Below are 24,079 nucleotides of genomic sequence, written 5' to 3'. Positions count from 1 at the left end.
CGCCCGGCGACCGCGCTCCACGAACGGCGGCCCTGCCGGTGCCACACCTGGGCGAAATCGCCGAGGCGGTACTCCCGGCCGCTCATGCGGACCCCGGCCGACGTCACCAGCACGTCCGGATCGCGGTAGTAGGTGATCATCGCCCCTCCTCGGTGTCCCATGCTACTTACCCTGACGAGCCGGGCCTTACGCTGTCGGTGACTGAACGATCGCTAGGGAGGCATGCGCGTGGGTGAGTTCGTACGACTCGAGACGAGCGACGGCATCGGCACGATCCGGCTCGACCGTCCCCCGATGAACCCGCTGAACACCCAGGTGCAGGAGGAGCTGCGGGAGGCGGCCCGGACGGCGGCCGAGGACCCGCAGATCAAGGCGGTGATCGTGTACGGCGGGGAGAAGGTGTTCGCCGCCGGCGCCGACATCACCGAGTTCACCACCACCACGTACCAGGAGATGACCGTCCGGGCGGCCGCCCTGTCCAGCGCGTTCGACGCGATCGCCCGGATCCCCAAGCCGGTCGTCGCCGCGGTGACCGGCTACGCCCTCGGCGGCGGTTGTGAGCTGGCGCTGGCCTGCGACTGGCGGGTCGTCGCCCAGGACGCCAAGCTCGGTCAGCCGGAGATCAAGCTGGGCCTCATCCCGGGCGCCGGTGGCACCCAGCGGCTGGCGCGGCTCATCGGCCCGGCGAAGGCCAAGGACCTGGTGTTCTCCGGCCGGATGGTGGACGCCGAGGAAGCCTTGCGGATCGGGCTGGCCGACCGGGTGGTGCCCGCCGCCGACGTGTACGCGAGCGCGGTCGAGCTGCTCAAGCCGTACCTGAACGGTCCGGCCCTGGCCCTGCGGGCCGCGAAGCTGGCCATCGACGGGGGCCTGAGCACCGACCTGGCCTCGGGTCTGGCCTGGGAGAGCCAGCTCTTCGCCGGGCTGTTCGCCACCGACGACCGGATCGAGGGCACCACGGCGTTCGTCGAGAAGCGCAAGCCGAAGTTCACCGGCCGCTGAGCCGGTCGCGGGCTCAACCGAGAAACGCTGCGGTAGATCTCGCGGATATCGATCTGTTGCCATAAAGTTCCCCTCTGTGACGATGCCCGGTGTGCGCGTGACCTCGGTCCGGCGCACCGTGCGCGTGGCCGTGGCCCTGGTCGCCGGCCAGGCCCTGCTCTGCGGGGTCATCGGGTTCGTCACATTCGGCGGTGACGATGCGAAGTCCAGCGGGCGGGCCGCGGAGCCCCAGCTCGCCGGGCCGCCGATCGTCGTGCCCAGCACGAACTCGCCACCGCCCAGCGACCAGGCGGGGCGGCCGGTGGGCGCCAGCACGAAGCAGACCCGCACCGAACGGCCGACCTCCCCGGCCCCGGTCGCCGTGCGCAGATCCACCACCCGGTCGATCAGCCCGTCCCGGACCGCCACAGCGCCCGCGGCGCCCGTCCCGCCGCCGGCGCCGACCACGTCACCGACGAATCGCGCGCTGCTGCCACCGTCGGCCCCGGCGCCCGGGGACGACGCGCCCATCCCCGTTGCCGACGAGCCCTGCGACGACGAGGGAGCGACCGACCGGACCGCCGAGGGCAAGGCCGTTCGCTGTGAGCGGGACCGCAACGGCGACCTGCGCTGGCGCCTCGTCTAGCGAGATCATCAACTTCCCGGCTGCGCCTACACTGGCGCGCATGTCCATCGACCAGGGTCGGCACTCGCTCGGCGTCGACTTCGGCACCTCGAACACCGTCGCGGTGGCCCGCTGGCCCGACGGGCGGGCCCGGCCGATCCTCGTCGACGGCTCCCCGCTGCTGCCCTCGGCCGTCTACGCCGAGGCCGGCGGGCACCTGGTGGTGGGCCGCGACGCGGTGCACAGCGCCCGGCGCGACCCGGGCCGCTTCGAGCCCAACCCGAAACGCCGCATCGACGACGGGCTGGTGCTGCTGGGCGACCAGGAGTTCGAGGTCGTCGACATGATCGCCGCGGTGCTGGTGCGGGTGGCCGACGAGTGGCACCGCGCGGTCGGCCCGGTCCGCCCCGAGCTCACCCTCACCTGCCCGGCGACCTGGGGTGCCACCCGCCGGGGCCTGCTGGCGGAGGCCGCCGCCCGGGCCGGGCTGACCCGGGCCCGGCTGGTGGCCGAGCCGGTCGCCGCGGCCACCTACTTCGCCGAGGTGCTGGGCCGCGACGTACCGATCGGCTCGGTCGTCGTGGTGCACGACTTCGGCGCCGGCACCTTCGACGTCAGCGTCGTCGCCCGCACCGCGGAAGGCTTCGAGGTGCTGGCCGTGGACGGCCGGGACGATCTCGGTGGGCTGGACGTCGACGCCGCGCTCGTCGAGCACATCGGCAAGCTCTGTGCCGAGCGCGATCCGGGGATCTGGCAGCGCCTGACCGAGCCGGCGACCCTGGAGGACCGGCGCGCCCAGCGGCAGCTCTGGGACGACGTCCGGATCGCCAAGGAACGCCTGTCCCGGCTCCAGTCGGCCGACGTGGTGGTGCCGCTGCTCGACCTGGAGCTGCACGTCACCCGGGAGGAGCTGGAGGAGCTGGCCCGGCCGGTGCTGGACCAGACCGTGCAGGTGACCCGCGATCTGCTGCGCTGGGCCGACCTGGCCGAGGGACGGCTGGCCGGGGTGTTCCTGGTCGGTGGAGCGAGCCGGATCCCGCTGGTGGCGACGCTGCTGCACCGGGCGCTGGGCGAGGCGCCGGTGGCGATCGAGCAGCCCGAGCTGGTGGTCGCCGAGGGCAGCATCCTCGCCGACGCGGCGCTGCTGGCCGAGGAGCCGGCCGCGCCCGGTCCCACCGCCGAGATGCGGCTGCTCTCCCGGCAGCAGCAGGGCGCTTTCCCCGCCCGGGCCGCTTTCCCGGCACCGCCCACGGTGCCGCAGCCGGCCGCCGCGATGCCGCACGCGGCGGCTTCCGTCCCGCATTCGGACACACCGGCGGCATCCGCGCCGCATTCAGGCCCTGGAGCGGCATCCGCCCCGCATCCGGGCGCTCCAACGTCTTCTGCCCCGCTTTCGGGGGCCCCCGCTTCTTCCGCGCCGCATTCGGACGCCCTGGCGTCTTCCGCCCCGCACTCGGGCGCTCCGGCGTCGTCTGGGCCGCATGCGGGTGCTGCGACGGGTTCCGCGCCGCATGCAAGCGCTTCCGCGTCGCGCCCGGGGCCTCCGGCGACCTCTTCGGCGCGTTCGCGGTTGGACGACGCGGAGACCGTGCCGTCAGCGCGGGATCAGCTGCTGCCGCCGCCGGCCGTCGACCCGTGGCCCGACGCCCAACAGCACTGGGTGCCGGACCCGGACCAGACCGTCGCGTCCGAACCCTCCTGGGACGTGCACGCCCTGCCCCGGACCCCGCCGCCGACCAACAATGCGGCCCCGGCCGCAGCAGCCGACCAAACAGCGCGGCGGCCCACGGCTGTGACGCGGCCGATCTCACCGTCCGGCGCCCGGTTCGCGACCGGCTCCGTGGCCGGCCGGCCCGTGTCCCCGCCCGGCGCGCGCTCCGCCTCGGGCGCGGTGTCCTCCCGGCCGGTGCCGCCGCAGGGGCGTCCCGCAGCGGTCAAACGGCCCGCGCGCAAGACCGGACGGGACGCGCCGTCGCGACCGGTGCCCCGGCAGCGCAAACGCACCGGCGGCCCGCTGCGCTTCCTCCAGGTGCTGCTCAGCATGCTGATTCTGGTCACGGTGCCGGTGGTGGCCATGGTCGCGGCGTACAGCGTGATCGCGAGCGTGTCGATGGAGGAGGCCGCCCGGTTCATCGCCGACGACCTGCTGCGGCTGCTGGAGCGAGTCTGATTCATCTTTTCCCGGTCGCCCGGTAGCGTGCTGGCGAGGATCGAGCGGCGGGAGCTGGCATGGCGGAGATGATCGAGGGCCACGGCGGGGACCTGGCGCTGGCGGCGCTGCGGGCGTACGGCGTGACGGAGATGTTCACCCTCTCCGGCGGGCACGTCTTCCCGCTGTACGACGCCGCGCACAAGGTCGGCTTCCCGATCTACGACGTACGGCACGAGCAGTCCGCCGTCTTCGCCGCCGAGGCCGTCGCCAAGCTGCAGCGCCGTCCCGGCCTGGCCGTGCTGACCGCCGGACCGGGTGTCACCAACGGCATCTCCGGTCTGACCAGCGCGTTCTTCAACGCCTCGCCGGTGCTGGTGCTCGGCGGCCGGGCTCCCGCTTTCCGCTGGGGCTCCGGCAGCCTCCAGGAGATCGACCACGTCCCGCTGGTCACCCCGGTCACCAAGTACGCCGCCACCGTCACCGGCACCGAGGAGATCCCCGGCGAGGTGGCGAAGGCGCTGACCGCCGCGCTGACCGCCCACCGCGGACCGGCGTTCCTCGACCTGCCGCTGGAGGTGCTCTTCTCCAGCGAGGGCGTCGCCGCGCCGGGCGCACCCGAGATCCCGGTCGTGCAGCCCGACCCGGAGCAGGTCACCCAGGCCGCGACCCTGCTGGCCGCCGCCGAGCGCCCGGTGATCATCGCCGGCTCCGACGTGTGGGGCGGCGACGCGATCGCCGAGCTGCGGGCCGCCGCCGAGGCGCTGCAGATCCCGGTCTTCACCAACGGCATGGGCCGTGGCGCGCTGCCGCCCGGCCACCCGCTGGCCTTCGCCAAAGCCCGCCGCCCGGCGCTGAACGAGGCCGACCTGGTGGCCGTCATCGGCACCCCGCTGGACTTCCGGCTCGGCTTCGGCGAGTTCGGCGCGGCCCAGGTCGTGCACATCGTCGACGCGCCGAGCCAGCGCGCCGGGCACGTGGAGACGGCCGTGTCACCCGCCGGCGACCTGCGGCTCATCCTCACCGCGCTGGCCGAGCACAGCGGCAAGCGGGCGGATCACAGTGAGTGGATCGAGGGCCTGCGCGCCGCCGAGGACGCCGGCAAGGCCCGCGACGCCGAGGCGATGGCCGCGGAGAGCGACCCGATCAAGCCCGCCCGGATCTACGGCGAGCTGCGCAAGGTGCTGGCCCCGGACGCGGTCACCATCGGCGACGGCGGGGACTTCGTCTCGTACGCGGGCCGCTTCCTGGAGCCCGCCCAGCCCGGCACCTGGCTCGACCCGGGCCCGTACGGCTGCCTCGGCACCGGCATGGGCTACGCGATGGGGGCCAGGGTCACCTACCCCGACCGGCAGATCTGTGTGCTGATGGGCGACGGCGCGGCCGGCTTCTCACTGATGGACGCCGAGTCGCTGGCCCGGCAGGGGCTGCCCGTGGTGATCGTGGTCGGCAACAACGGCATCTGGGGCCTGGAGAAGCACCCCATGCAGGCCATGTACGGCTACGACGTGGCCGCCGACCTGCAGCCCGGCCTGCACTACGACCGGGTGGTCCAGGCGCTGGGCGGGGCCGGCGAGACGGTGGAGAAGTCGTCGGAGCTGGGCCCGGCTCTGGAGCGCGCGTTCGCGGCGGGCGTGCCGTACCTGGTCAACGTGCTGACCGACCCGGCCGACGCCTACCCGCGGTCGTCGAACCTGGCCTGACGGGCCCGGTTCACTCGTCCTTCTCCAGGTCACGCTCCCACTGGGCGAGCAGCTCCCGGTCGCGCTTGGACTGCTCGGTGTCCACCGAGCGCAGGAAGTCGGGATCGTCGTCCGGTGCGGCGGGGCGCGGCTTGCTGCGCAGCACGGGGCCGTGCTCACGCGGTGGCGCCTTGGGGCGTCCCGAGACGAAGTAGGCGAGCGGACCGAGCAGGGGGATCAGCAGGATGGCGAGCACCCAGAGCGCTCGGGGCATGTTGCGGACCCGGGGGACCGACAACGCGCTGATGAGCGCGAGCACCAGAAGGACGAGCTGCACCGCAGCCAGGAAGACGAACAACCGGACCATGAGGCAATGATGACGCGCCGGAGGGGTAACGGCGACGATCAGAGCGTGACAAGCACCGTCGCGAGGATCGTGAACACCACCGTGATCGCCGCATAGGCGGTGATAGTGCGCCGGCCGGCTTGCGGCGGCTGCAGCCCGAGGCCACGGGCCCGGCGGTACGCGAGAGCGACCAGCGCGGCCCAGCCGGCCAGGGCGCCCGCCGCCACCAGATACGTGCCGGGCCCCGCCGTGGGGCTGAACGCCGGTCGCGCCGCCAGGAGAGCGACCGCGGCCGCCGACAGGCCGGTACGCCGCCAGGCCAGCCGCGTGCGTTCCGCGGACGCGCCGGGATCGGTGGTCACCCGACTGCCTTGACCACCACGGCGGCGACCAGCAGCAGCGCGCCGAACGCCACGACCAGCGCCAGGATCGCCGGAAAGCGGGACTTGGGCAGGTCGGCGCCGAGCCGCATGGCCCGTTCCGTACGCGCCCAGTGGTCCACCGCCCGCAGCGCGACCACCCCGCCGAGCAGCAGCAGGGCGATGGCGATGCCCTCGCGCAGGTGGGCGATGGGCAGCGGCGGCAGGAACTGGGCGCAGGCCAGTCCGCCGGCCAGCAGCGCCAGCGCGGTCCGGATCCAGGCCAGGAAGGTGCGCTCGTTGGCCAGCGAGAACCGGTAGTCCGGCTTCTCGCCGACCATCGGGGTCTTCTGGGGGTTGAACCACTGGTCGAGCACGGGGTGATTATCGACCAGTCAAGTGAACATTCGCACCCGGCTCCGGCGGCCCCTCCGCCGCTGCCGTGGGAGAAGATGGATCAGATCCATCGGTGAGGTGAGTCACTCTCGGTGGTGGAGACCCCTATGCTACCGACGGGTAACATCGGCCGGGGGGACAGCAGCCACGGCTGCAGGCGTGCGTCCACAAACAGGAGGGTCGTCGAAGCGCGATGAACATCGTCGTACTGGTCAAGCAGGTACCCGACTCCGGTGCTGAGCGCACCCTGAGCCCGGGCGACAACACCGTCGAGCGGTCCTCGGCGAGCAACGTCATCAACGAGATGGACGAGTACGCCATCGAGGAGGCGCTGAAGATCAAGGAAGCGCACGGTGGCGAGGTGACCGTGCTGACGATGGGACCCGAGCGCGCCACCGAGAGCATCCGCAAGGCGCTCTCCATGGGCCCCGACAAGGCTGTGCACATCACCGACGACGCCCTGCACGGTTCGTGCGCCGTCGCGACCTCCAAGGTCCTGGCCGCCGCCCTGGGCACGCTCAACGCCGACCTCGTGCTCTGCGGCGCCGAGTCGACCGACGGCCGGGTGCAGGTCATGCCCCACATGCTGGCCGAGCGGCTGGGCGTCGCGGCGCTCACCGGCGCCCGCAAGCTCACCGTCGACGGCAGCCAGCTGACCGCCGAGCGGCAGACCGACGAGGGCTACGAGGTCGTCACCGCGGCCACGCCCGCCGTGGTCAGCGTCTGGGACACCATCAACGAGCCGCGCTACCCCTCCTTCAAGGGCATCATGGCCGCGAAGAAGAAGCCGGTGCAGACCCTGTCGCTCGCCGACCTGGGCGTCTCCGCCGACGAGGTCGGCACCGCGGGCGCGACCTCCGCGGTGGTCGAGTTCGCGAAGCGGCCGCCGCGTTCGGCCGGCACCAAGATCACTGACGAGGGTACGGGTGGCGAGCAGCTCGTCGCGTACCTGGCCGCCGAGAAGTTCGTCTGAGAAGGGCTCCCACCATGGCTGAAGTACTGGTCGTCGTCGAGGCCTCGCAGGCTTCCGGCGTCAAGAAGGTCACCCTCGAAATGCTGACCGTCGCCCGTACCCTGGGCTCGGTCTCGGCCGTCGTGCTCGGCGGCCCCGGCGCCGCGGCCGAGCTCGCCGGCAAGCTGGGCGAGTACGGCGCCGAGAAGATCTACGCCGCGGAGAGCGACGAGATCGACGGCTACCTGGTGGCTCCCAAGGCCACCGTCGTCGCCGAGCTGGTCAAGCGGATCCAGCCCGCCGCGGTGCTGCTGGGCTCCACCCAGGAGGGCAAGGAGATCGCCGGCCGGCTCGCCGTCAAGCTGGAGAACGGCCTGCTCGTCGACGCCGTCGAGGTGACCGAGGACGGCACCGCGACCCAGGTGGTCTTCGCCGGCTCCACCATCGTCAAGTCCCGGGTCACCAAGGGCGTGCCGATCATCACGGTCCGCCCGAACTCGGTCACCCCGGCCCCGCAGCCGGCCACCCCGGCCGTCGAGCAGCTCACCGTGGTCGCGTCCGACACCGACAAGCTGACCAAGGTCGTCGAGCGGGTCGCCGAGCAGAAGGGCTCGCGTCCCGAGCTCAGCGAGGCCTCGATCGTCGTGTCCGGCGGCCGCGGCGTCGGCAACGCCGACAACTTCAAGCTGGTCGAGGAGACGGCCGACCTGCTCGGCGCGGCCGTGGGCGCCTCCCGCGCGGCGGTCGACTCCGGCTACTACCCGCACCAGTTCCAGGTGGGCCAGACCGGCAAGACGGTCTCCCCGCAGCTGTACGTGGCCCTCGGCATCTCCGGCGCGATCCAGCACCGGGCGGGCATGCAGACCTCGAAGACCATCGTCGCGGTCAACAAGGACCCCGAGGCGCCGATCTTCGAGCTGGCCGACTTCGGTGTCGTGGGCGACCTGTTCAAGGTCGTACCGCAGGCCAACGACGAGATCCGCAAGCGCAAGTAACCAGCGTGCGGAAGCGGCCCGGCGGGTTCTCCGCCGGGCCGCTTCCGCGCTCCATCCATCCGGATCGTTTCGGTTGACGGCTCAAGGCATAAGCTTCACTTGATGGCCTACCTGGATCACGCGGCGACCACGCCGATGCTCGCCGAAGCGCTCGACGCCTACGTCGCGGCCGCCCGCGAGGTCGGCAATCCGTCGTCCCTGCACGCGGCCGGCCGCTGGGCCCGCCGCCAGGTCGAGGAGTCCCGCGAACGCATCGCCGCGGTGCTCGGCGCCCGCCCGTCCGAGGTGATCTTCACCAGCGGCGGGACGGAGAGCGACAACCTCGCGACCAAGGGCATCTACTGGGCCCGCCGAGGCGCCGACCGCCGCCGCAACCGGGTGGTGGCCTCGGCGGTCGAGCACCACGCGGTCCTGGACGCGGTCGAATGGCTGGCCACCCACGAGGGCGCCGAGGTCAGCTGGCTGCCGGTCGACGCGACCGGCCGGGTCGATCCGGAGACGCTGGCGGCCCTGCTGGCCGAGCACGGCGACGAGATCGCGGTGATCAGCACCCAGTGGGCCAACAACGAGGTCGGCACGATCCAGCCGATCGACGAGCTGTCCCGCCTGGCGATCGGGGCCGGAATTCCCTTCCACACCGACGCGGTGCAGGCGGTGGGCCAGGTCCCGGTCGACTTCGCCGCCAGCGGCGTGGCCGCGCTGACAGTGACCGGCCACAAGCTGGGCGGCCCGATCGGCGTCGGCGCCCTGCTGCTGGGCCGCGACATCGCCGCGACCCCGCTGCTGCACGGCGGCGGCCAGGAGCGCGACGTGCGCTCCGGGACCCTGGACACCCCAGGAGTGGTGGCGTTCGCGGTGGCGGTCGAGGCCGCCGTCAAAACCCGCGAGGAGTACGCCCAGCGGGTGGCCACCCTTCGCGACGAACTGGTGGAACGGGTCCACCAGGCGATCCCGGACGCGGTCTTCAACGGTCACGCCACCGACCGCCTGCCGGGCAACGCCCACTTCTCCTTCCCGGGCTGCGAGGGAGACGCTCTGCTGCTGCTCCTGGACGCGCAGGGGATCGCGTGCTCGACAGGATCGGCCTGCTCGGCCGGAGTGGCGCAGCCGTCACACGTGCTGCTGGCGATGGGCGCGGACAACGACCGGGCCCGCTCGTCGCTGCGCTTCACGTTGGGACACACGTCGACGGCCGAGGACGTGGACACGCTTCTGGGGGCGTTGCCGGGGGCGGTCGAGCGCGCCCGCCGGGCAACGGCCTGGAAAACCCCCCGCTGACCCACCGCACAACCAGCCACGGCCCGGGCGCCAGGCGGCTGCGGAGCAGCCCTCCACCGCTCTCAGCCCGGATGGTGGCGCGGCGAGGCCGGGACGGCAGGTGCCGGGCGTGTGTGTCACTGGACTGTGCGGTGCGCGTACCGGAAAAGGTTCTGCGGTCAAGAAACGGTCCGGCGGCGAAGGCGCCGATGGGGGATGTCGGTGGGGGCGGATAGGCTGTTCGGGTGCGAGTTCTTGCAGCTATGTCCGGCGGGGTCGACTCCGCTGTCGCTGCCGCGCGCGCCCGGGACGCCGGCCACGATGTGACCGGGGTGCACCTGGCGCTGGCGCGGAATCCTCAGACTTACCGGACCGGTGCGCGGGGGTGCTGCACGCTCGAGGATTCGCGGGATGCGCGGCGAGCCGCCGACGTCATCGGGATCCCCTTCTATGTGTGGGACATGGCGGAGCAGTTCCACGACAACGTGGTCGACGACTTCGTCGCGGAATATGCGGCCGGGCGTACGCCGAACCCGTGCCTGCGGTGCAACGAGAAGATCAAGTTCGCCGCGGTGCTGGACCGGGCGGTCGCGCTGGGCTTCGACGCCGTGGTCACCGGGCACCACGCCCGGCTGGGGGCGGACGGTCTGCTGCGGCGCAGTGTCGACATCGCCAAGGACCAGTCGTATGTGCTGGCTGTGCTGACCCGCGCGCAGCTCGACCGGGCTGTGTTCCCGCTCGGCGATTCGACCAAGGAACGGGTCCGGCAGGAGGCGGCCGAGCGTGGGCTGGCCGTCGCCGACAAGCCCGACTCGCACGACATCTGCTTCATAGCCGACGGGGACACCAAGGGCTTCCTCGCCGAGCGCCTGGGTGCGACGCCGGGCGACATCGTGGACGGTCGCACCGGGGCCGTGCTGGGGCAGCACGACGGGGCCTACTCCTACACGATCGGTCAGCGTAAGGGTCTTGACCTGCGGGTTCCGGCGCCGGACGGGCGTCCTCGGTATGTGCTCTCGATCACGCCGAAGACCAACACCGTGACGGTCGGGCCGCGGGAGGATCTTGCGGTCGACACCGTGACGGCGACCCGGCCCATCTGGCACGGCGAGCAGACTCCGGTGGAGTGCGACGTGCAACTGCGCGCTCACGGCGAGGTGGTTCCGGCCGTGGTTACCGTCGGGCCGGACGGCCTGGTGGCGCACCTGCGCGCGCCGGCTCGGGGGGTTGCGGCTGGTCAGGCCATCGTCGCCTATCGGCCGGATCCGGCCGGTGACATTGTTCTGGGCTCGGCGACGATCGCTTCCGGCACGTTGAGCACGGGCAGCGCGGGCGCGGCCGTTTCGGGCGCGGGCGTTTCGGGCGCGGGCGTTTCGGGCGCGGGCGTTTCGGGCGCGGGCGCTTCGGGCGCCGGCGGTTCGAGCGCGAGCGGTGATGGCGGCGTCTCGGCCGGCCGGGTGTCCGTGGGCTCCGACGGGGCCGGGCCGGCTCGTCGTGCCTGATTTTCCCTGGCCGGCCGGTGCGGCCACCGGGGTCGGCTCGCTGCCCGGCACCGACATCGCCGAGGCCCAGCGTCTGATCATGGGCGAGCTGCCCGAGCTGCCGCACCTGGCCGAGCTGCCCGACCGCGGTCCCGGCGCCGACATGATCGGGCGCACCGCCGGGCTGCTGGTCGAGCTGCCGGTGCAGATCTATGTCGGCCGCTGGCAGATGGCTCCCCGCCCCGGCCGGGACCAGCGCCGAATCGCCGACCTGATGGAACGCGACCTCGATCAGCTCTCCGAGCAGGCCGACCGGTTCACCGGGCCGGTCAAGCTCCAGGCCGCCGGGCCGTGGACCCTGGCCGCGAGCCTGGATCTGCCGATCGGCGGCCGCATGCTGCGCGACTCCGGTGCCGTGCGTCACTTGACCGAGTCGCTGGCCGAGGGGCTGCGCCGGCATGTGGCCGAGGTGCAGAAGCGGCTTCCGCAGGCGTCGGTGCTGCTCCAGCTCGACGAGCCTTCGCTGCCGGCCGTTCTCGCCGGACGCATCCCCACGGAGAGCGGGCTGGGGGCGTACAAGGTCGTCGACGGGCCTGATGCGGCGACGGGGCTGCGGACGGTGGTCGAGGCTGTCGGGGTGCCGGTCATCGTGCACTGCTGTGCTCCGGCCGTACCGCTGCAGGTGGTCCGGGATGCCCGGGCCGCCGCCGTCGGGCTCGACCTTTCGCTGATCAAGGATCTCGACCCGCTGGGGGAGGCCCTGGAGGCCGGGCTCGGCCTCTTCGCCGGCGCGGCGCCCACCCGGCCGCCGGCCGACGGGCGGGCGTTGACGTCGGCGCAGGTCGCCGACCGGGCGCGAAAGCTGTGGAGCCGGCTCGGCTTCCCCGCGGCCCGGCTGCCGGAGCAGGTCGTGATCACGCCGGCTTGCGGGCTCGCCGGCGCTTCGCAGTCCTACGTGCGTGAGGTGCTCAAGGCCTGCCGTGACGCCGGCCGGCGGCTGACCGAGGTCTGACAGCCCCGCTTCACCGGGATCGGCTGCCGAAGCGGGCGACCTGGCGGCGGGTGCGCAGATCCGCCGCGCCCGCGCGGCGCTGGAAGGCCGCCGGGCGGACGACGATCGGTTCACCCAGATTCAGGTACGAGTCATGGCTCGCCCGCGCGTCCCACCGGCGCGTCGGGATCAGCACGTGGTCGCGGCGATGACTCTTGTCCTGACTGGTGATCTTCAGGACCACGATGCCGTCGCCGCGGCGGCGCAGCACCAGGCACGGACGCAGCTTCGAGCCCCGGCCCCGGGCATAGGGCACGTCGGCCCACCAGATGTCGCCGCTGCTCGGCCGTCCGGCCCGCCACCGCCGGCGCAGCCACCATCCGGCCGCGACCAGCACCGCAGCTCCACCCGCCCACAGCCACCAGTCCGCCACCGGCAGAACGTACCCGGGCGCCGCCGGCCGCGCATGTCGATGGTTTTGTCGGACCGGGCGACTAACGTGCCGGTAGAGAAGAACGAACCACGGAGGTCTCCCGGTGCCGGAAAAGCAGCCTGTCGATACGCCCGCCGACGGTGCCGAGGCGGCTGCGGTCGCCGAGCAGCTCGCGGAGGGCCGGCCGACCGCCGCGCAGGTCGCCGCCGCCGGCGCCGAGCCGACCCCGGAGGCCAGCGCCCGGCACGCCGAGCTGAGCGACGAGGTCCGCGGCCATCAGTACCGCTACTACGTCCTCGACTCCCCGACTGTCTCCGACGCCGAGTTCGACAAGCTCCTGCACGAGCTGGAGGCGCTGGAGGAGCAGTTCCCGGCGCTGCGCACCCCCGATTCCCCGACGCAGAATGTCGGCGGCACGTTCTCCACCTTGTTCACCCCGGTCGAGCACGCCGAGCGCATGTTGTCCCTCGACAACGTCTTCGACGACGCCGAGCTGGGCGCCTGGGCCGAGCGCACCGAGCGGGACGCCGGCGGCCCGGTGCAGTTCATCTGCGAGCTCAAGGTCGACGGCCTCGCCATCAACCTGACCTATGAGAAGGGCCGCCTGGTGCGCGGCGCCACCCGCGGCGACGGGCGCACCGGCGAGGACGTGACCTCCAACGTCCGCACCATCCGCGAGATCCCCGACCGGCTGGCCGACGACGACCCGCCCGAGCTGCTCGAGGTGCGCGGCGAGATCTACTTCCCGGCGTCCGCGTTCGCCGACCTCAACGCCTCGCTGGTCGAGCAGGGCAAGGCTCCGTTCGCCAACCCGCGCAACGCCGCCGCCGGCAGCCTGCGGCAGAAGGACCCGCGGATCACCGCGTCCCGCGGCCTGCGGATGGTCGTGCACGGCATCGGTGCCCGGAAAGGCTTCCGGCCGGATTCGCAGTCCCACGCGTACGAGGCCCTGCGCTCCTGGGGGCTGCCCACCAGTGATCGCTGGCGGCTCGTCGACGGGATGGCCGAGGTCCGCGACTACATCGCCTACTACGGCCGGCACCGGCACGACGTCGAGCACGAGATCGACGGCGTGGTGGTCAAGGTGGACTCGGTCGCCATCCAGGGCCGGCTCGGCTCGACCAGCCGGGCGCCCCGCTGGGCGATCGCCTTCAAGTACCCGCCCGAGGAGGTCACCACGAAGCTCCTCGACATCGCCGTCAACGTGGGGCGCACCGGCCGGGTCACGCCGTACGCGGTGCTCCAGCCCGTGCTGGTGGCCGGTTCCACGGTGGCCCAGGCGACGCTGCACAACGCCCGCGAGGTCGAGCGCAAGGGCGTCTGGATCGGCGACACCGTGGTGCTGCGCAAGGCCGGCGACGTGATCCCGGAGGTCCTCGGTCCGGTCATGGACCTGCGCCCCGACGACGCGCACCCGTTCGTGATGCCGACCCGGTGCCCCGAGTGCGACACCCCGCTCGCTCCCGCCAAGGAGAGCGACATCGACATCCGCTGCCCCAACCAGCACTACTGCCCGGGGCAGCTCCGCGAGCGCCTCTTCTATCTGGCCAGCCGCAACGCCCTGGACATCGAGGTCCTCGGCTACAAGGCCGCCCGCGCGCTCTACGAGTCGTCGGTGCTGACCGACGAGAGCGACCTGTTCGCCCTGACCGCCGACGACCTGCTGCGCTCACCGTTCTTCGTCAACATGGACGGCACCCTGGGCACCAACGCGGTCAAGCTGCTGGAAAAGCTCGAGGAGGCCAAGAGCCGGCCACTGTGGCGGGTCCTCGTGGCGTTGTCGATCCGGCACGTCGGCCCGACCGCCTCCCGGGCGCTGGCGCTGGAGTTCGGTTCGATGGCGGCCATCGAGGCCGCGGTCGAGGAGGGCCGGATCGAGGAGCTGTCAGCGGTCGACGGCGTCGGTCCCACGATCGCGGAAAGCCTGCGGGAGTGGTTCGCCGTCGACTGGCACCGCGACATCGTCCGCAAGTGGCGCGAGGCCGGCGTCAAGATGGCCGAGGAACGCACCGACACGGGACCGCGGCCCCTGGCCGGCCTGGCCCTGGTGGTGACCGGCACCCTGTCGACCCACACCCGCGACGAGGCCTCCGAGGCGGTACTGGCCCGGGGCGGCAAGGTCAGCGGCTCGGTGTCCAAGAAGACGGCGTTCGTGGTGGTGGGGGACAACCCGGGCAGCAAGTACGACAAGGCCTTGTCGCTGAAGGTGCCGGTGCTCAACGAGGACGGGTTCGCGGTGCTGCTAGCTGAGGGGCCCGAGGCGGCTCGGGCGGTGGCTGAGATCGCCGAGGACGCGCCCAAGGAGGCGGCGGACGGCGAGCCGAAGAAGGCGGCGGCGCCCCGCAAGCCGAGGAAGAAGGCGGCTGCGCCGGCCGAAGAGGACACGCCGAGCTGAGCGTCTGCGGTGCTGGGCGTGGCGTCTGGCCGGTGGTCCTGCGCCACGCCGTCGGCCGGGGGTTCGGTGCTGGGCGTGCCGCCGGTGAAGATCCACCAACGGGTGAATCTGGGAAGGTTCCACGTTCAGGGCGATACGGCAATTTGGTAACGGCGAGTCTGTTTCGCGTAGTTTTGTCCATGCGGATCTATGGTGAGGAAGATCGTTCGGTCGACGCCACCGTGGAGGTCGCATGGGTGCCGCAGAACAGCGCAGCTCCATGCCGGATGAAGAGCAGCCGGCCGGCGAGCCGATCACCGACGTGCGCGCGGCTGACGGTTCGCTGGATCATGCATCGCCCGGTGAGGGGGCGGCCGGTCGGCGGTCGGACAACCGCGAGGCCCGCAGCCGGGAGTCGCGGGACCGGGAGCCGATCGGCCGGGGTTCGCGGGGCCGGTGGTTGCGCGACCGGAAGTCGCGCGGCTGGGGGCCAGGTGGCCGGCGGCCCCAGCGGGCCGGCGCCGGGAAACCACGAGCTACGCCGGAGATGCCGGCGTCGGCGCTTCTCGGAGCACCGTTCGAGTCGTCACCGTCCGGGACCAGCCCGGTCACCGCCCGGCGCGGCGCAGTTACAGCCGTCGGCGGCGCCCTCCTCGTTGACCTGGTCCTCTGGCTCGCCTCGCCACGCACCTTCGACGAGCTGCCCACCGCCTTCTGGGTCATGGCCGCCCTCGCCCTGGCCGTCGACGCACGGCCCTACGTCGTCGCCAACCGGCGGGCCAGTTCGGTGATCCTGCCGTCCATCTGCTTCACCTTCGGCATCGTGCTCGCCTGGGGTTTCGTGCCCGCCCTGGCCGTGCAACTGGCGGCCATGGCCGTGGCCGGCGTACGGATGCGCCAGTCCCCCCGCCGTGCCCTGCACCTGGCCGTGCAGCACGCTGTGGCCCTGGCCGGAGCCGCCGCCGTCGCCGCCCTCGCCGGTCTCCACGTCGGCGCCCAGCCGCGCTGGGACGACGCCCTGCTCACCGTCGCCGCCGCGGCCGCGTGGATCGGCGCGCGCACCGGCCTCGACGTGCTTTCCGCCCGGTGCGCGAGTGCCGGCCGCCGGCGGCGCCGGGTGCAGCGCTGGGGGGTGGAGCTTTTCGCCACTGCCGCGTTGCTGCTGCTCGGACCCGTGGTGCTGGCTGCGGCGCAGGTCGGCATCGCGCTGGTGCCTCTGGTCCTTCTTGCTCTGCATGCCGTGCACCGGATGGTGCGTTCCGCCGGCGAGTACGAGCGGGCCGCCCGGGTCGACTCCCTGACCGGACTGCCCAACCGGCGTGCCCTGCAGACCTCCGTCGCCGAGCGGGGGGCCGCGCGCGGTCTGCACCGGTCCGAGCGCGGGCTCGCCCTTCTCCTTCTGGACCTCGACCGGTTCCGTACCGTCAACGACGCTCTCGGGCACACGACCGGGGACCGGCTGCTCGTCGAGGTCGCCCGCCGGCTCGCTGCGGTCGTACCGTCGCATGATCTTGTCGTCCGGCTCGGCGGTGACGAGTTCGCCGTGCTGGCCACCCGGGTCGACGGGCCGGCCGCGGCCCGGCGGCTCGCGGCGCATCTGGCCGAGGAGCTCGGGCGGCCGTTCGCCCTCGACGGTCTGCCGATCGACGTCAGCGCCTCCATCGGCATCGCCCTGCAGGGCGAGCGCGGCGGTGACGGCGCCTCCCTGCTGCGCCAGGCCGAGGCCGCCATGTACGACGCCAAGGAGCGCGGCGATCACGTCGTCGTCTACGCGCGCGACACCGAGCACCACACGCCCGACCTGGCCCTGCTGGCCGACCTGCGCCGCGCCGTGCAGGCCGAGCCGGGCAGCGACCCGGCCGCCGACGGCATCACCCTCTACTACCAGCCGCAGATCGCCGTCGCGACGGGTGAGCTGGTCGGGGTCGAGGCGCTGCTGCGCTGGCGGCATCCCGTGCGCGGCATGGTCGGGCCGAGCGAGCTGCTGCGGGTCGCCGAGCAGACGCCCGTCATGCGGCTGCTCACCAGCCGGGTGCTGCGCGAGGTGATCGCCCAGCTCGGCGCCTGGCGCGCGGCCGGCCGGCCGCTGCGCGCGTCCGTCAACGTCAGCGTCCGGGACCTGCATGCGGCGGACATCGCGGTGGAGATCGACACCCTGTTGCACCGGTACGACGTACCGCCCGACCTGCTGCAGCTCGAGATCACCGAGAGTGCGCTGATGGCCGACCCGCACCGGGTCCTCGACACGATCACCCGGCTGGACCGGATGGGCGTGGCGATCTCCCTGGACGACTTCGGCACCGGCTACTCGTCGTTGCAGCATCTGCGCCGGTTGCCGTTCGCCGAGGTGAAGATCGACCGCTCGTTCGTGCTGGGGATGGCCGCCGACCGGGGTGACGCCGCGATCGTGCGGTCGGTGATCGCGCTGGCCGACTCACTGGGACTGCGGGTCGTCGCCGAGGGCGTCGAGGACGAGCGGACCTGGCGGCTGCTCGCCGCGGCCGGCTGTCACGCGGCGCAGGGCTGGTTCCACGCGCGGCCGATGCCCGCACCCGATCTGGCGGTCTGGCTGTCCCGCTATCGTCCACTGCGACCCGGCCGTGAACCCGGTGCCCTGGCGGTGCCGACGTCCTGAGGAGTGTCATGGCGATCGAGGTGCGTCCTGTCACGCCCGCCGACATCGCGTACGTGCGGCAGTCGCTGACTGCCGCGTTCCATGGCACGGTGGTCGCCGTCCACGACGAGCTGATCAACGCCGGCGATCTTCCCGGCGGGATCGCCTGGGATGACGACGAACCCGTGGGGCTGCTCACCTACCGGGCCGTCGGGACGGACTGGGAGATCGTCTCCATCGCCGCGGACCGTCCAGGCACCGGCGGCGGCAGTGCGCTGCTCAGCTGGGTTCGAGAGGCGGCCACGGCGGCCGGCGCCACCAGACTCTGGCTCGTCACGACGAACGACAACATGACGGCGCTGCGGTTCTATCAGCGCAACGGCTACGACCTGGTCGCCGTGCACCGGGACGCGGTGACGCGGGCGCGCGCCCTCAAGCCGGCCATTCCGCAGGTCATCGACGGCATCCCGCTGCGCCACGAGCTGGAGCTCGAGCTCCGGCTCTGACCCGGGCGTCTGCTCTCGGGGGACCACGGACCCGGCAGGGTGAGGGTGGCCGTTCATGAGCCGCCAGGCGATTGGCCGCCCTCGCCCGGTCTCGGCGGGAGCGACGGTCGGAGCCAGGCAACCACGCACGACATCCAGCATTTGATCTTCGGAATGCCGGGTTATCCACAGACCGGGGAGCCGCCGCCCGCCGCCCGGGCCGAAAGAAATAGACTTCCCCGGTCAGCGACATCCACACCAAGGGGGCACGATGGCCGCCATCTCCCGCGAAGAGGTCGCGCATCTGGCGCGCCTGTCGCGGCTCGCCGTGACCGAGCAGGAGCTCGACCAGTTCGCCGGTCAGCTCGACGTCATCCTGCAGTCGGTCGCCCGGATCGGTGATGTGGCTGCCGACGACATCCCGCCCACCTCGCATTCCGTGCCGCTGACCAACATCTACCGCGACGACGTCGTGACGCCGTGCCTCACGCAGGAGGAGGCGCTCTCCGGGGCGCCCGATTCCGCCGAGGGCCGCTTCCGCGTGCCGCGCATCCTGGACGAGGAGGACTGAGCGCCGTGACTGACGTCACCAGGATGACCGCTGCGCAGGTCGCCGGCCTGATCAGCGGCGGCGACGCCTCCGCCGTCGAGGTCGCCACCGCGCACCTCGACCGGATCGCCGCCGTCGACGGGCAGGTGCACGCGTTCCTGCACGTGGACCGCGACGGCGCGCTGGCCGCGGCCCGTGCCGTCGACGAGAAGCGGGCCCGGGGCGAGGAGCTCGGACCGTTGGCCGGGGTGCCGGTCGCGGTCAAGGACGTGATCGCCACCCGTGGCATCCCGACCACCGCCGCCTCCAAGATCCTCGAAGGCTGGAAGCCGCCTTACGACGCGACGGTCGTCGAGCGGCTGCGCGCCGCCGGCACGGTCATGCTCGGCAAGACCAACATGGACGAGTTCGCGATGGGCTCCTCCACCGAGTATTCGGCCTACGGCCCCACCAACAACCCGTGGGACCTCGGACGCATCCCCGGCGGCTCCGGCGGCGGCAGTGCCGCGTCGCTGGCCGCGTACGAGGCGCCGCTGGCGATCGGCACGGACACCGGTGGCTCCATCCGGCAGCCCGGCGCGGTCACCGGCACGGTCGGCGCCAAGCCGACGTACGGCGGCACATCCCGTTACGGCCTCATCGCCTTCTCGTCCTCGCTCGACACCCCCGGCCCCTGCGCCCGGACCGTCGAGGACGCGGCCCTGCTGCACTCGGTCATCGCCGGCCACGACGTGCGCGACTCGACCTCCATCCCGCAGCCCGTGCCCGACGTCGTCGCCGCCGCTCGCCTGGGTGCCACCGGCGGCCTCACCGGGGTCAAGCTCGGCCTGGTCAAGGAGTTCGCGGGCGAGGGCGCCGAGCCCGGCGTGCTGGCGGCCTTCCGCGAGTCGGTCGAAGCGCTGATCAAGCTGGGTGCCGAGGTCGTCGAGGTGTCCTGCCCGCACTTCGAGTACGCCCTGCCGGCCTACTACCTCATCGCCCCCAGCGAGGCGTCGTCCAACCTGGCCCGCTTCGACGGCGTGCGCTACGGCCTGCGGGTCGGCGACGACGGCAACCGTTCGCTCGAGGAGGTCATGTCGCTGACCCGGGACGCCGGTTTCGGTCCCGAGGTCAAGCGCCGGATCATCCTGGGCACGTACGCGCTGTCCAGCGGTTACTACGACGCGTACTACGGCCAGGCGCAGAAGGTCCGCACGCTCATCACGCGCGACTTCAACACCGCCTTCGAGCAGGTCGACGTGCTGATCTCGCCGACCACGCCGTTCGTGGCGTTCCCCTTCGGCTCGCGCACGAGCGACCCCTACCAGATGTATCTGGCCGACCTCTACACCATTCCGACCAACCTCTACGGCGGCCCGGCGATCTCGGTGCCGTGCGGGCTCTCCGAGGGGCTGCCGGTCGGTTTCCAGGTGATGGCGCCGACGATGGCCGACGACCGGATGTACAGGGTCGCCGCCGCGCTCGAGTCCGCGGTCGGCACCCTGACCCCACCGACGCTGGAGGCGTGAGCATGACCACCACCGCGTTGCCCTCCTACGAGGACGCGATCGCCCGCTACGAGCCGGTCATCGGCCTGGAGACGCACGTCGAGCTGGGCACGAACACCAAGATGTTCTGCGGCTGCCCGACCGAGTTCGGCGCGGAGCCCAACACCCAGGTCTGCCCGGTCTGCCTCGGCCTGCCCGGCGCGCTGCCGGTGGCCAACCGCGCCGCGATCGAGGCCACCATCCGGATCGGGCTCGCGCTCAACTGCGACATCGCGTCGTGGTGCCGGATGGCCCGGAAGAACTACTTCTACCCGGACATGCCGAAGAACTTCCAGACCAGCCAGTACGACGAGCCGCTCTGCGTGGACGGCTACGTCGACGTGCTGGTCGACGGCGAGACGGTGCGCATCGAGATCGAGCGGGTCCACCTCGAGGAGGACACCGGCAAGTCGCTGCACGTCGGCGGGGCCACCGGTCGCATCCACGGCGCGACCGAGTCGCTCGTCGACTACAACCGCGCCGGCATCCCGCTGGTCGAGATCGTGACCAAGCCCGTCCCCGGCATCGGCGCCAGGGCCCCCGAGGTCGCCAAGGCGTACGTGACGGAGCTGCGCGACATCATCCGCTCGCTCAACGTCTCCGACGTGCGCATGGAGCAGGGCTCGATGCGCTGCGACGTGAACACCTCGCTGAACCTGCCGGGCGAGGAGTGGGGCACCCGGACGGAGACGAAGAACGTCAACTCGCTGCGTTCGGTCGAGCGTGCGGTCCGTTCGGAGATCATCCGCCAGGCGAGCCTGCTCAGCCAGGGCACCCGGATCTTCCAGGAGACCCGGCACTTCCAGGAGACCACCGGCGACACCCGGCCGGGCCGCTCCAAGGAGACCGCGACCGACTACCGCTACTTCCCCGAGCCCGACCTCGTGCCGATCGCCCCCGACCCGGCGTGGGTGGCCGAGCTCAAGGCGGCCCTGCCCGAGCTGCCCAGCGTCAAGCGCGCCCGGCTCGCCGAGGAGTGGGGCATCTCCACGCTCGACATGCAGTCGGTGGCCAACGCCGGCGCGATCGAGCTGATCGAGGAGACCATCGCCGCGGGCACCACCGCGGCCGGCGCCCGCAAGTGGTGGATGGGCGAGCTGGCCCGCCGCGCCAACGAGACGAGCGTCGAGCTGGCCGCGGTCGGCGTGACACCGGCCCAGGTCGCGCAGCTGCAAGGCCTGGTCGACGAGGGCAAGCTCAACGACAAGCTGGCCCGCCAGGTGCTCGAAGGCGTCGTGGCCGGCGAGGGCGACCCGGCAGCGGTGATCGAGGCCCGCGGCCTCGGCGTCGTCTCCGACACGGGCGCGCTCACGGCGGCAGTCGACGAGGCCATCGCCGCCAACCCGGACATCGCAGCCAAGATCCGCGACGGCAAGGTGGCAGCAGCGGGCGCGCTGGTCGGCGCGGTCATGAAGACCACCCGCGGCCAGGCGGACGCCAAGACCGTCCGGGAGCTGATCCTTTCCCGGCTTTCCTGATCGTCTTTTTCTTATGGGCTTTATTTCTTACGGTCGGCGCCCGGTCCTGTGGCACACAGGGCCGGGCGTTTGCCGTCCCGGCCTGGTGACGCCGCTGTCCGGGCGGAGAGCGGTGGTTGCGCTCGGCCTTCAAACCCGCATGCCCGGGCCGGGCCGGGCGGCTTCGCATGGCCGGGCGGGCGGCTTGCTTGGCCGGGCGGGCGGCTTCGCTTGGCCCGGTGCTGCCAGGCCGGTCCGGGCCAGGCGGCTTGGGCGCGCCGGGTGGTTTGGCTTGCCGGGTGCTGTGCGGCTTGGCCGGGCCGCGCTGGGGTCGGGCGGCTTGCTTGGGCGGGTGCTGTGCGGCTTCGGTTGGCTGGATGCTGCGCGGCCGGGCCGGGCCGGGCCGGGCCAGGCGGCTTGGCCGCGTCGGGTGGTTTGGCTTGCCGGGTGCCGTGCGGCTTGGCCGGGCCGCTCCGGGGTCGCGCGGCTTGCCTGGGCGGGTGCTGTGCGGCTTCGCTTGGCCGGATGCTCCGCGGCCGGGCCGGGCCGGGCCGGGCGGCTTGGCCGGGGCCGGGCGGCTTGGCCGCGCTGCGGGGCTCGGCCCGGCCGGGCCGCTTGGCTTGGCGGTGATGTGCGGCCTCGCTTGGCCGGATGCCGCGTGGCCGGCCCGGCGCGGGCCAGGCGGCTTGGCTTGGCCGCGCTGGGTGGTTGGCTTGGCCGGGTGCTGTCTGGCTTGGCTGCGCTGAGCGGCTTGCGTCGTTGCGGCGCCTGGGGTCGTCAGCGGGCCGGCGGGTTAGCGGCCGGGGGGCGCGCTACCGTTGGGGCGGATTTCCGGGGTCACGCCGCTGATCACCGACGGGTCCGTGGTGGGTTCTGGCTCGTCCTTGCCGACGACCTTGCGCTGCATCGTCACGTTCTGCTCGCCTGTGCCGCCCAGCTGGATGTCGTCGTAGGCCTTCAGCGCGTGCGTCTCGTCGAAGTACAGGACCGACATCATCAGCGGCGTCGGTTCCTCCTTCTCCAGTCCGCGCAGGCCTGCGCCCCCGCTTGAGCCCTCCACCAGCAACCGGGTCTCCTGCGGCGGCGGCGTCACCCCGGACGACGCACTCGGCGCCGGTTCGCTCGGGGCCACCGACGAGGAGGGTGCCGGGGACGGCGCCGCCAGCACGCTCACCTCGCGCTTGTGGGTGTGGCCGGCCAGCACCACCGGCACCACCCCGGACAGCGGTGGCGCCATCGCCGGGTCGTGCACCAGCGCCACGTCCACCTTCGTCTGTGCCGCGCGGATCGTCGTCGCCAGGCGTTCGCCGCTGGTCAGCAGGGGGGACGTGACCGGCTCGTCCGCGTCGGCCGGGGGGTTTTCGCTCTTGTCCGGCGTGAACTCCGGGTCGCCGATGCCCGCCAATGTCAGGCCGTCGATCGTCACCGTGGTGTCGTCGAGCACGATCGCGTTCTTCTGCCGGGCCACGGCCTCTTGGATCGCCAGCGAGTCGTGGTTGCCGCGCACGTACACGTACGGCACTCCGAGCTGGCCGATGTTGCTCACGTACGAGGTCTCGGCGTTGCTGCCCCAGTCCACGATGTCGCCGGTGTCGACCACAGCGTCGATGTCCCACTGCTTCACGACCGTACGGATCACACCCCACGACGTCGGGTTCAGGTGCAGGTCGGACACGTGCAGGATGCGGGTGGTGTTACCGGACGGCTCGAACACCGGCAGCGCCGACACCGTCGTGTAGATCCGGCTGACGTTGCTGACCAGCTGCTGGAGCTGGTCGGCGTACCGGCCGTAGTTGTCCGCGATGCGCCGTGCGTCACCGACCACCGCCGGCGCGTTGACCAGCAGGCCCTCGTACCTCGGCTCGCTGATCGAGTCCGGCCGGATCGTGCCCGCGGCCAGCCCCAGGCTGCCGCCGGTCACCACCAGCGCCAGCACCCCGGCCGCCGCCACCCGCCGGATGTTGCGGAAGATCAGCGCCGACAGGATCAGCGCGCACACGATCGCCGCGCCCAGCGCCCGCAGCCCCAGCTGCAGCACGCCCTTGGTCACATCGTCCACGGCCGACTGCCCGGCCGCGCTGATCGCCGTCGGATCGTCGATCAGCGCCTCGGTGCGTTCCTGGTCCAGCGAGCCCAGGTCCACCTTCAGGTGGATCGGGCCGTCGTGGCTGTCCAGGTGCAGCGAACCCAGCGGCGGGATCTGCACCTCCGTGCCGCCCTCGATCGACGGGCTGATCGACATGTCGGCCCGGAACGGGCCCACCGCGACCTCCGACTGGGCGAACAGCATCGTGCCGACGACGACGCCGGTCAGGCTGACGGCCACGACCGCCGCCCAGACGCACAGGCGCCGGGCCCACGGCCGCTGCCAGGTACGGCTCACCGCGTCGCGGGCCCGCAAGATCTTCTCGTTCATGGTCGCCGGC

The 24,079-nt window shown here is 72.5% G+C and carries 19 protein-coding genes and 1 pseudogene; 15 read left to right on the top strand and 5 right to left on the bottom strand.

Going from position 1 to position 24,079, the window contains the following annotated elements; translation table 11 throughout:
* Positions 1-228 precede the first annotated feature (228 nt).
* The 4 genes from ACWEOZ_RS25435 (at position 229) to ACWEOZ_RS25420 (ending at position 5,458) form a co-directional block, all read left to right on the top strand.
* Positions 229-1,002, top strand: a complete 774-nt coding sequence (locus ACWEOZ_RS25435; RefSeq protein ID WP_451913164.1) for an enoyl-CoA hydratase/isomerase family protein — start codon at positions 229-231, stop codon at positions 1,000-1,002.
* Between the two features lie 76 nt (positions 1,003-1,078).
* Entirely contained in the window at positions 1,079-1,627 is a 549-nt protein-coding gene (locus ACWEOZ_RS25430; protein WP_451913163.1) for a hypothetical protein, read from the top strand.
* 40 nt (positions 1,628-1,667) lie between these two features.
* Positions 1,668-3,776, top strand: a complete 2,109-nt coding sequence (locus ACWEOZ_RS25425) for an Hsp70 family protein (protein ID WP_451913162.1) — start codon at positions 1,668-1,670, stop codon at positions 3,774-3,776.
* Positions 3,777-3,835: 59 nt separating this feature from the next.
* Entirely contained in the window at positions 3,836-5,458 is a 1,623-nt protein-coding gene (locus tag ACWEOZ_RS25420) for an acetolactate synthase (RefSeq protein ID WP_451913161.1), read from the top strand.
* A gap of 10 nt (positions 5,459-5,468) precedes the next feature.
* On the opposite strand, the gene ACWEOZ_RS25415 is transcribed toward ACWEOZ_RS25420, so the two are convergent.
* The 3 genes from ACWEOZ_RS25415 to ACWEOZ_RS25405 are packed head-to-tail and all read right to left on the bottom strand — an operon-like array spanning position 5,469 to position 6,483.
* A complete protein-coding gene (locus ACWEOZ_RS25415) occupies positions 5,469-5,804 on the bottom strand; it encodes a PLDc N-terminal domain-containing protein (protein ID WP_451913160.1) in 336 nt (111 codons plus the stop codon).
* A gap of 38 nt (positions 5,805-5,842) precedes the next feature.
* Complete coding sequence (locus ACWEOZ_RS25410; RefSeq protein ID WP_451913159.1) at positions 5,843-6,145, bottom strand: DUF202 domain-containing protein; 303 nt, start codon at positions 6,143-6,145, stop codon at positions 5,843-5,845.
* Positions 6,142-6,483, bottom strand: coding sequence for a YidH family protein (locus ACWEOZ_RS25405; protein ID WP_451913169.1), 342 nt, complete (start codon positions 6,481-6,483; stop codon positions 6,142-6,144). Before ACWEOZ_RS25405 ends, ACWEOZ_RS25410 begins: the two co-directional genes overlap by 4 nt.
* A gap of 248 nt (positions 6,484-6,731) precedes the next feature.
* Between ACWEOZ_RS25405 and ACWEOZ_RS25400 the strand changes: the two genes are divergently transcribed.
* The 5 genes and pseudogenes from ACWEOZ_RS25400 (at position 6,732) to ACWEOZ_RS25380 (ending at position 12,235) form a co-directional block, all read left to right on the top strand.
* Complete coding sequence (locus ACWEOZ_RS25400; RefSeq protein WP_433721624.1) at positions 6,732-7,511, top strand: electron transfer flavoprotein subunit beta/FixA family protein; 780 nt, start codon at positions 6,732-6,734, stop codon at positions 7,509-7,511.
* Between the two features lie 14 nt (positions 7,512-7,525).
* Complete coding sequence (locus ACWEOZ_RS25395; RefSeq protein WP_451913158.1) at positions 7,526-8,485, top strand: electron transfer flavoprotein subunit alpha/FixB family protein; 960 nt, start codon at positions 7,526-7,528, stop codon at positions 8,483-8,485.
* 102 nt (positions 8,486-8,587) lie between these two features.
* Positions 8,588-9,763 (top strand): cysteine desulfurase family protein, encoded by a 1,176-nt coding sequence (locus ACWEOZ_RS25390; protein WP_451913157.1) that lies wholly within the window; start codon positions 8,588-8,590, stop codon positions 9,761-9,763.
* A gap of 224 nt (positions 9,764-9,987) precedes the next feature.
* A pseudogene (gene mnmA, locus ACWEOZ_RS25385) lies at positions 9,988-11,049 on the top strand (tRNA 2-thiouridine(34) synthase MnmA); the annotation flags it as partial.
* 187 nt (positions 11,050-11,236) lie between these two features.
* A complete protein-coding gene (locus ACWEOZ_RS25380) occupies positions 11,237-12,235 on the top strand; it encodes a methionine synthase (RefSeq protein WP_451913156.1) in 999 nt (332 codons plus the stop codon).
* A gap of 10 nt (positions 12,236-12,245) precedes the next feature.
* Here ACWEOZ_RS25380 and ACWEOZ_RS25375 read toward each other — a convergent pair whose 3' ends face one another.
* The gene (locus ACWEOZ_RS25375) at positions 12,246-12,647 is read right to left on the bottom strand and encodes a type II toxin-antitoxin system PemK/MazF family toxin (RefSeq protein WP_451913155.1); all 402 of its coding nucleotides are present in this window, start codon (positions 12,645-12,647) and stop codon (positions 12,246-12,248) included.
* A 103-nt stretch (positions 12,648-12,750) separates the two neighbouring features.
* On the opposite strand from ACWEOZ_RS25375, the gene ligA reads away from it, so the two are divergent.
* The 6 genes from ligA (at position 12,751) to gatB (ending at position 21,674) form a co-directional block, all read left to right on the top strand.
* Positions 12,751-15,042 (top strand): NAD-dependent DNA ligase LigA, encoded by a 2,292-nt coding sequence (ligA, locus tag ACWEOZ_RS25370; RefSeq protein WP_451913154.1) that lies wholly within the window; start codon positions 12,751-12,753, stop codon positions 15,040-15,042.
* 232 nt (positions 15,043-15,274) lie between these two features.
* On the top strand, positions 15,275-17,656 hold the full coding sequence (locus tag ACWEOZ_RS25365) for a putative bifunctional diguanylate cyclase/phosphodiesterase (RefSeq protein WP_451913153.1): 2,382 nt from the start codon (positions 15,275-15,277) through the stop codon (positions 17,654-17,656).
* Positions 17,657-17,664: 8 nt separating this feature from the next.
* Positions 17,665-18,141 carry an N-acetyltransferase family protein gene (locus ACWEOZ_RS25360; RefSeq protein WP_451913152.1) on the top strand — a complete coding sequence of 159 codons (477 nt, stop codon included), beginning with the start codon at positions 17,665-17,667 and terminating at the stop codon, positions 18,139-18,141.
* Between the two features lie 250 nt (positions 18,142-18,391).
* Positions 18,392-18,691: an Asp-tRNA(Asn)/Glu-tRNA(Gln) amidotransferase subunit GatC gene (gene gatC, locus ACWEOZ_RS25355; protein ID WP_212992178.1), complete on the top strand. Its 300-nt coding sequence runs from the start codon at positions 18,392-18,394 to the stop codon at positions 18,689-18,691.
* Positions 18,692-18,696: 5 nt separating this feature from the next.
* Complete coding sequence (gene gatA, locus ACWEOZ_RS25350; protein ID WP_451913151.1) at positions 18,697-20,178, top strand: Asp-tRNA(Asn)/Glu-tRNA(Gln) amidotransferase subunit GatA; 1,482 nt, start codon at positions 18,697-18,699, stop codon at positions 20,176-20,178.
* A 2-nt stretch (positions 20,179-20,180) separates the two neighbouring features.
* On the top strand, positions 20,181-21,674 hold the full coding sequence (gatB, locus tag ACWEOZ_RS25345; RefSeq protein ID WP_451913168.1) for an Asp-tRNA(Asn)/Glu-tRNA(Gln) amidotransferase subunit GatB: 1,494 nt from the start codon (positions 20,181-20,183) through the stop codon (positions 21,672-21,674).
* Between the two features lie 772 nt (positions 21,675-22,446).
* Here gatB and ACWEOZ_RS25340 read toward each other — a convergent pair.
* On the bottom strand, positions 22,447-24,069 hold the full coding sequence (locus ACWEOZ_RS25340) for a metallophosphoesterase family protein (protein WP_451913150.1): 1,623 nt from the start codon (positions 24,067-24,069) through the stop codon (positions 22,447-22,449).
* Positions 24,070-24,079 lie beyond the last annotated feature (10 nt).

The organism is Actinoplanes sp. NPDC004185, assembly GCF_053603475.1.
This window is presented reverse-complemented; position numbering and strand designations above follow the sequence as displayed.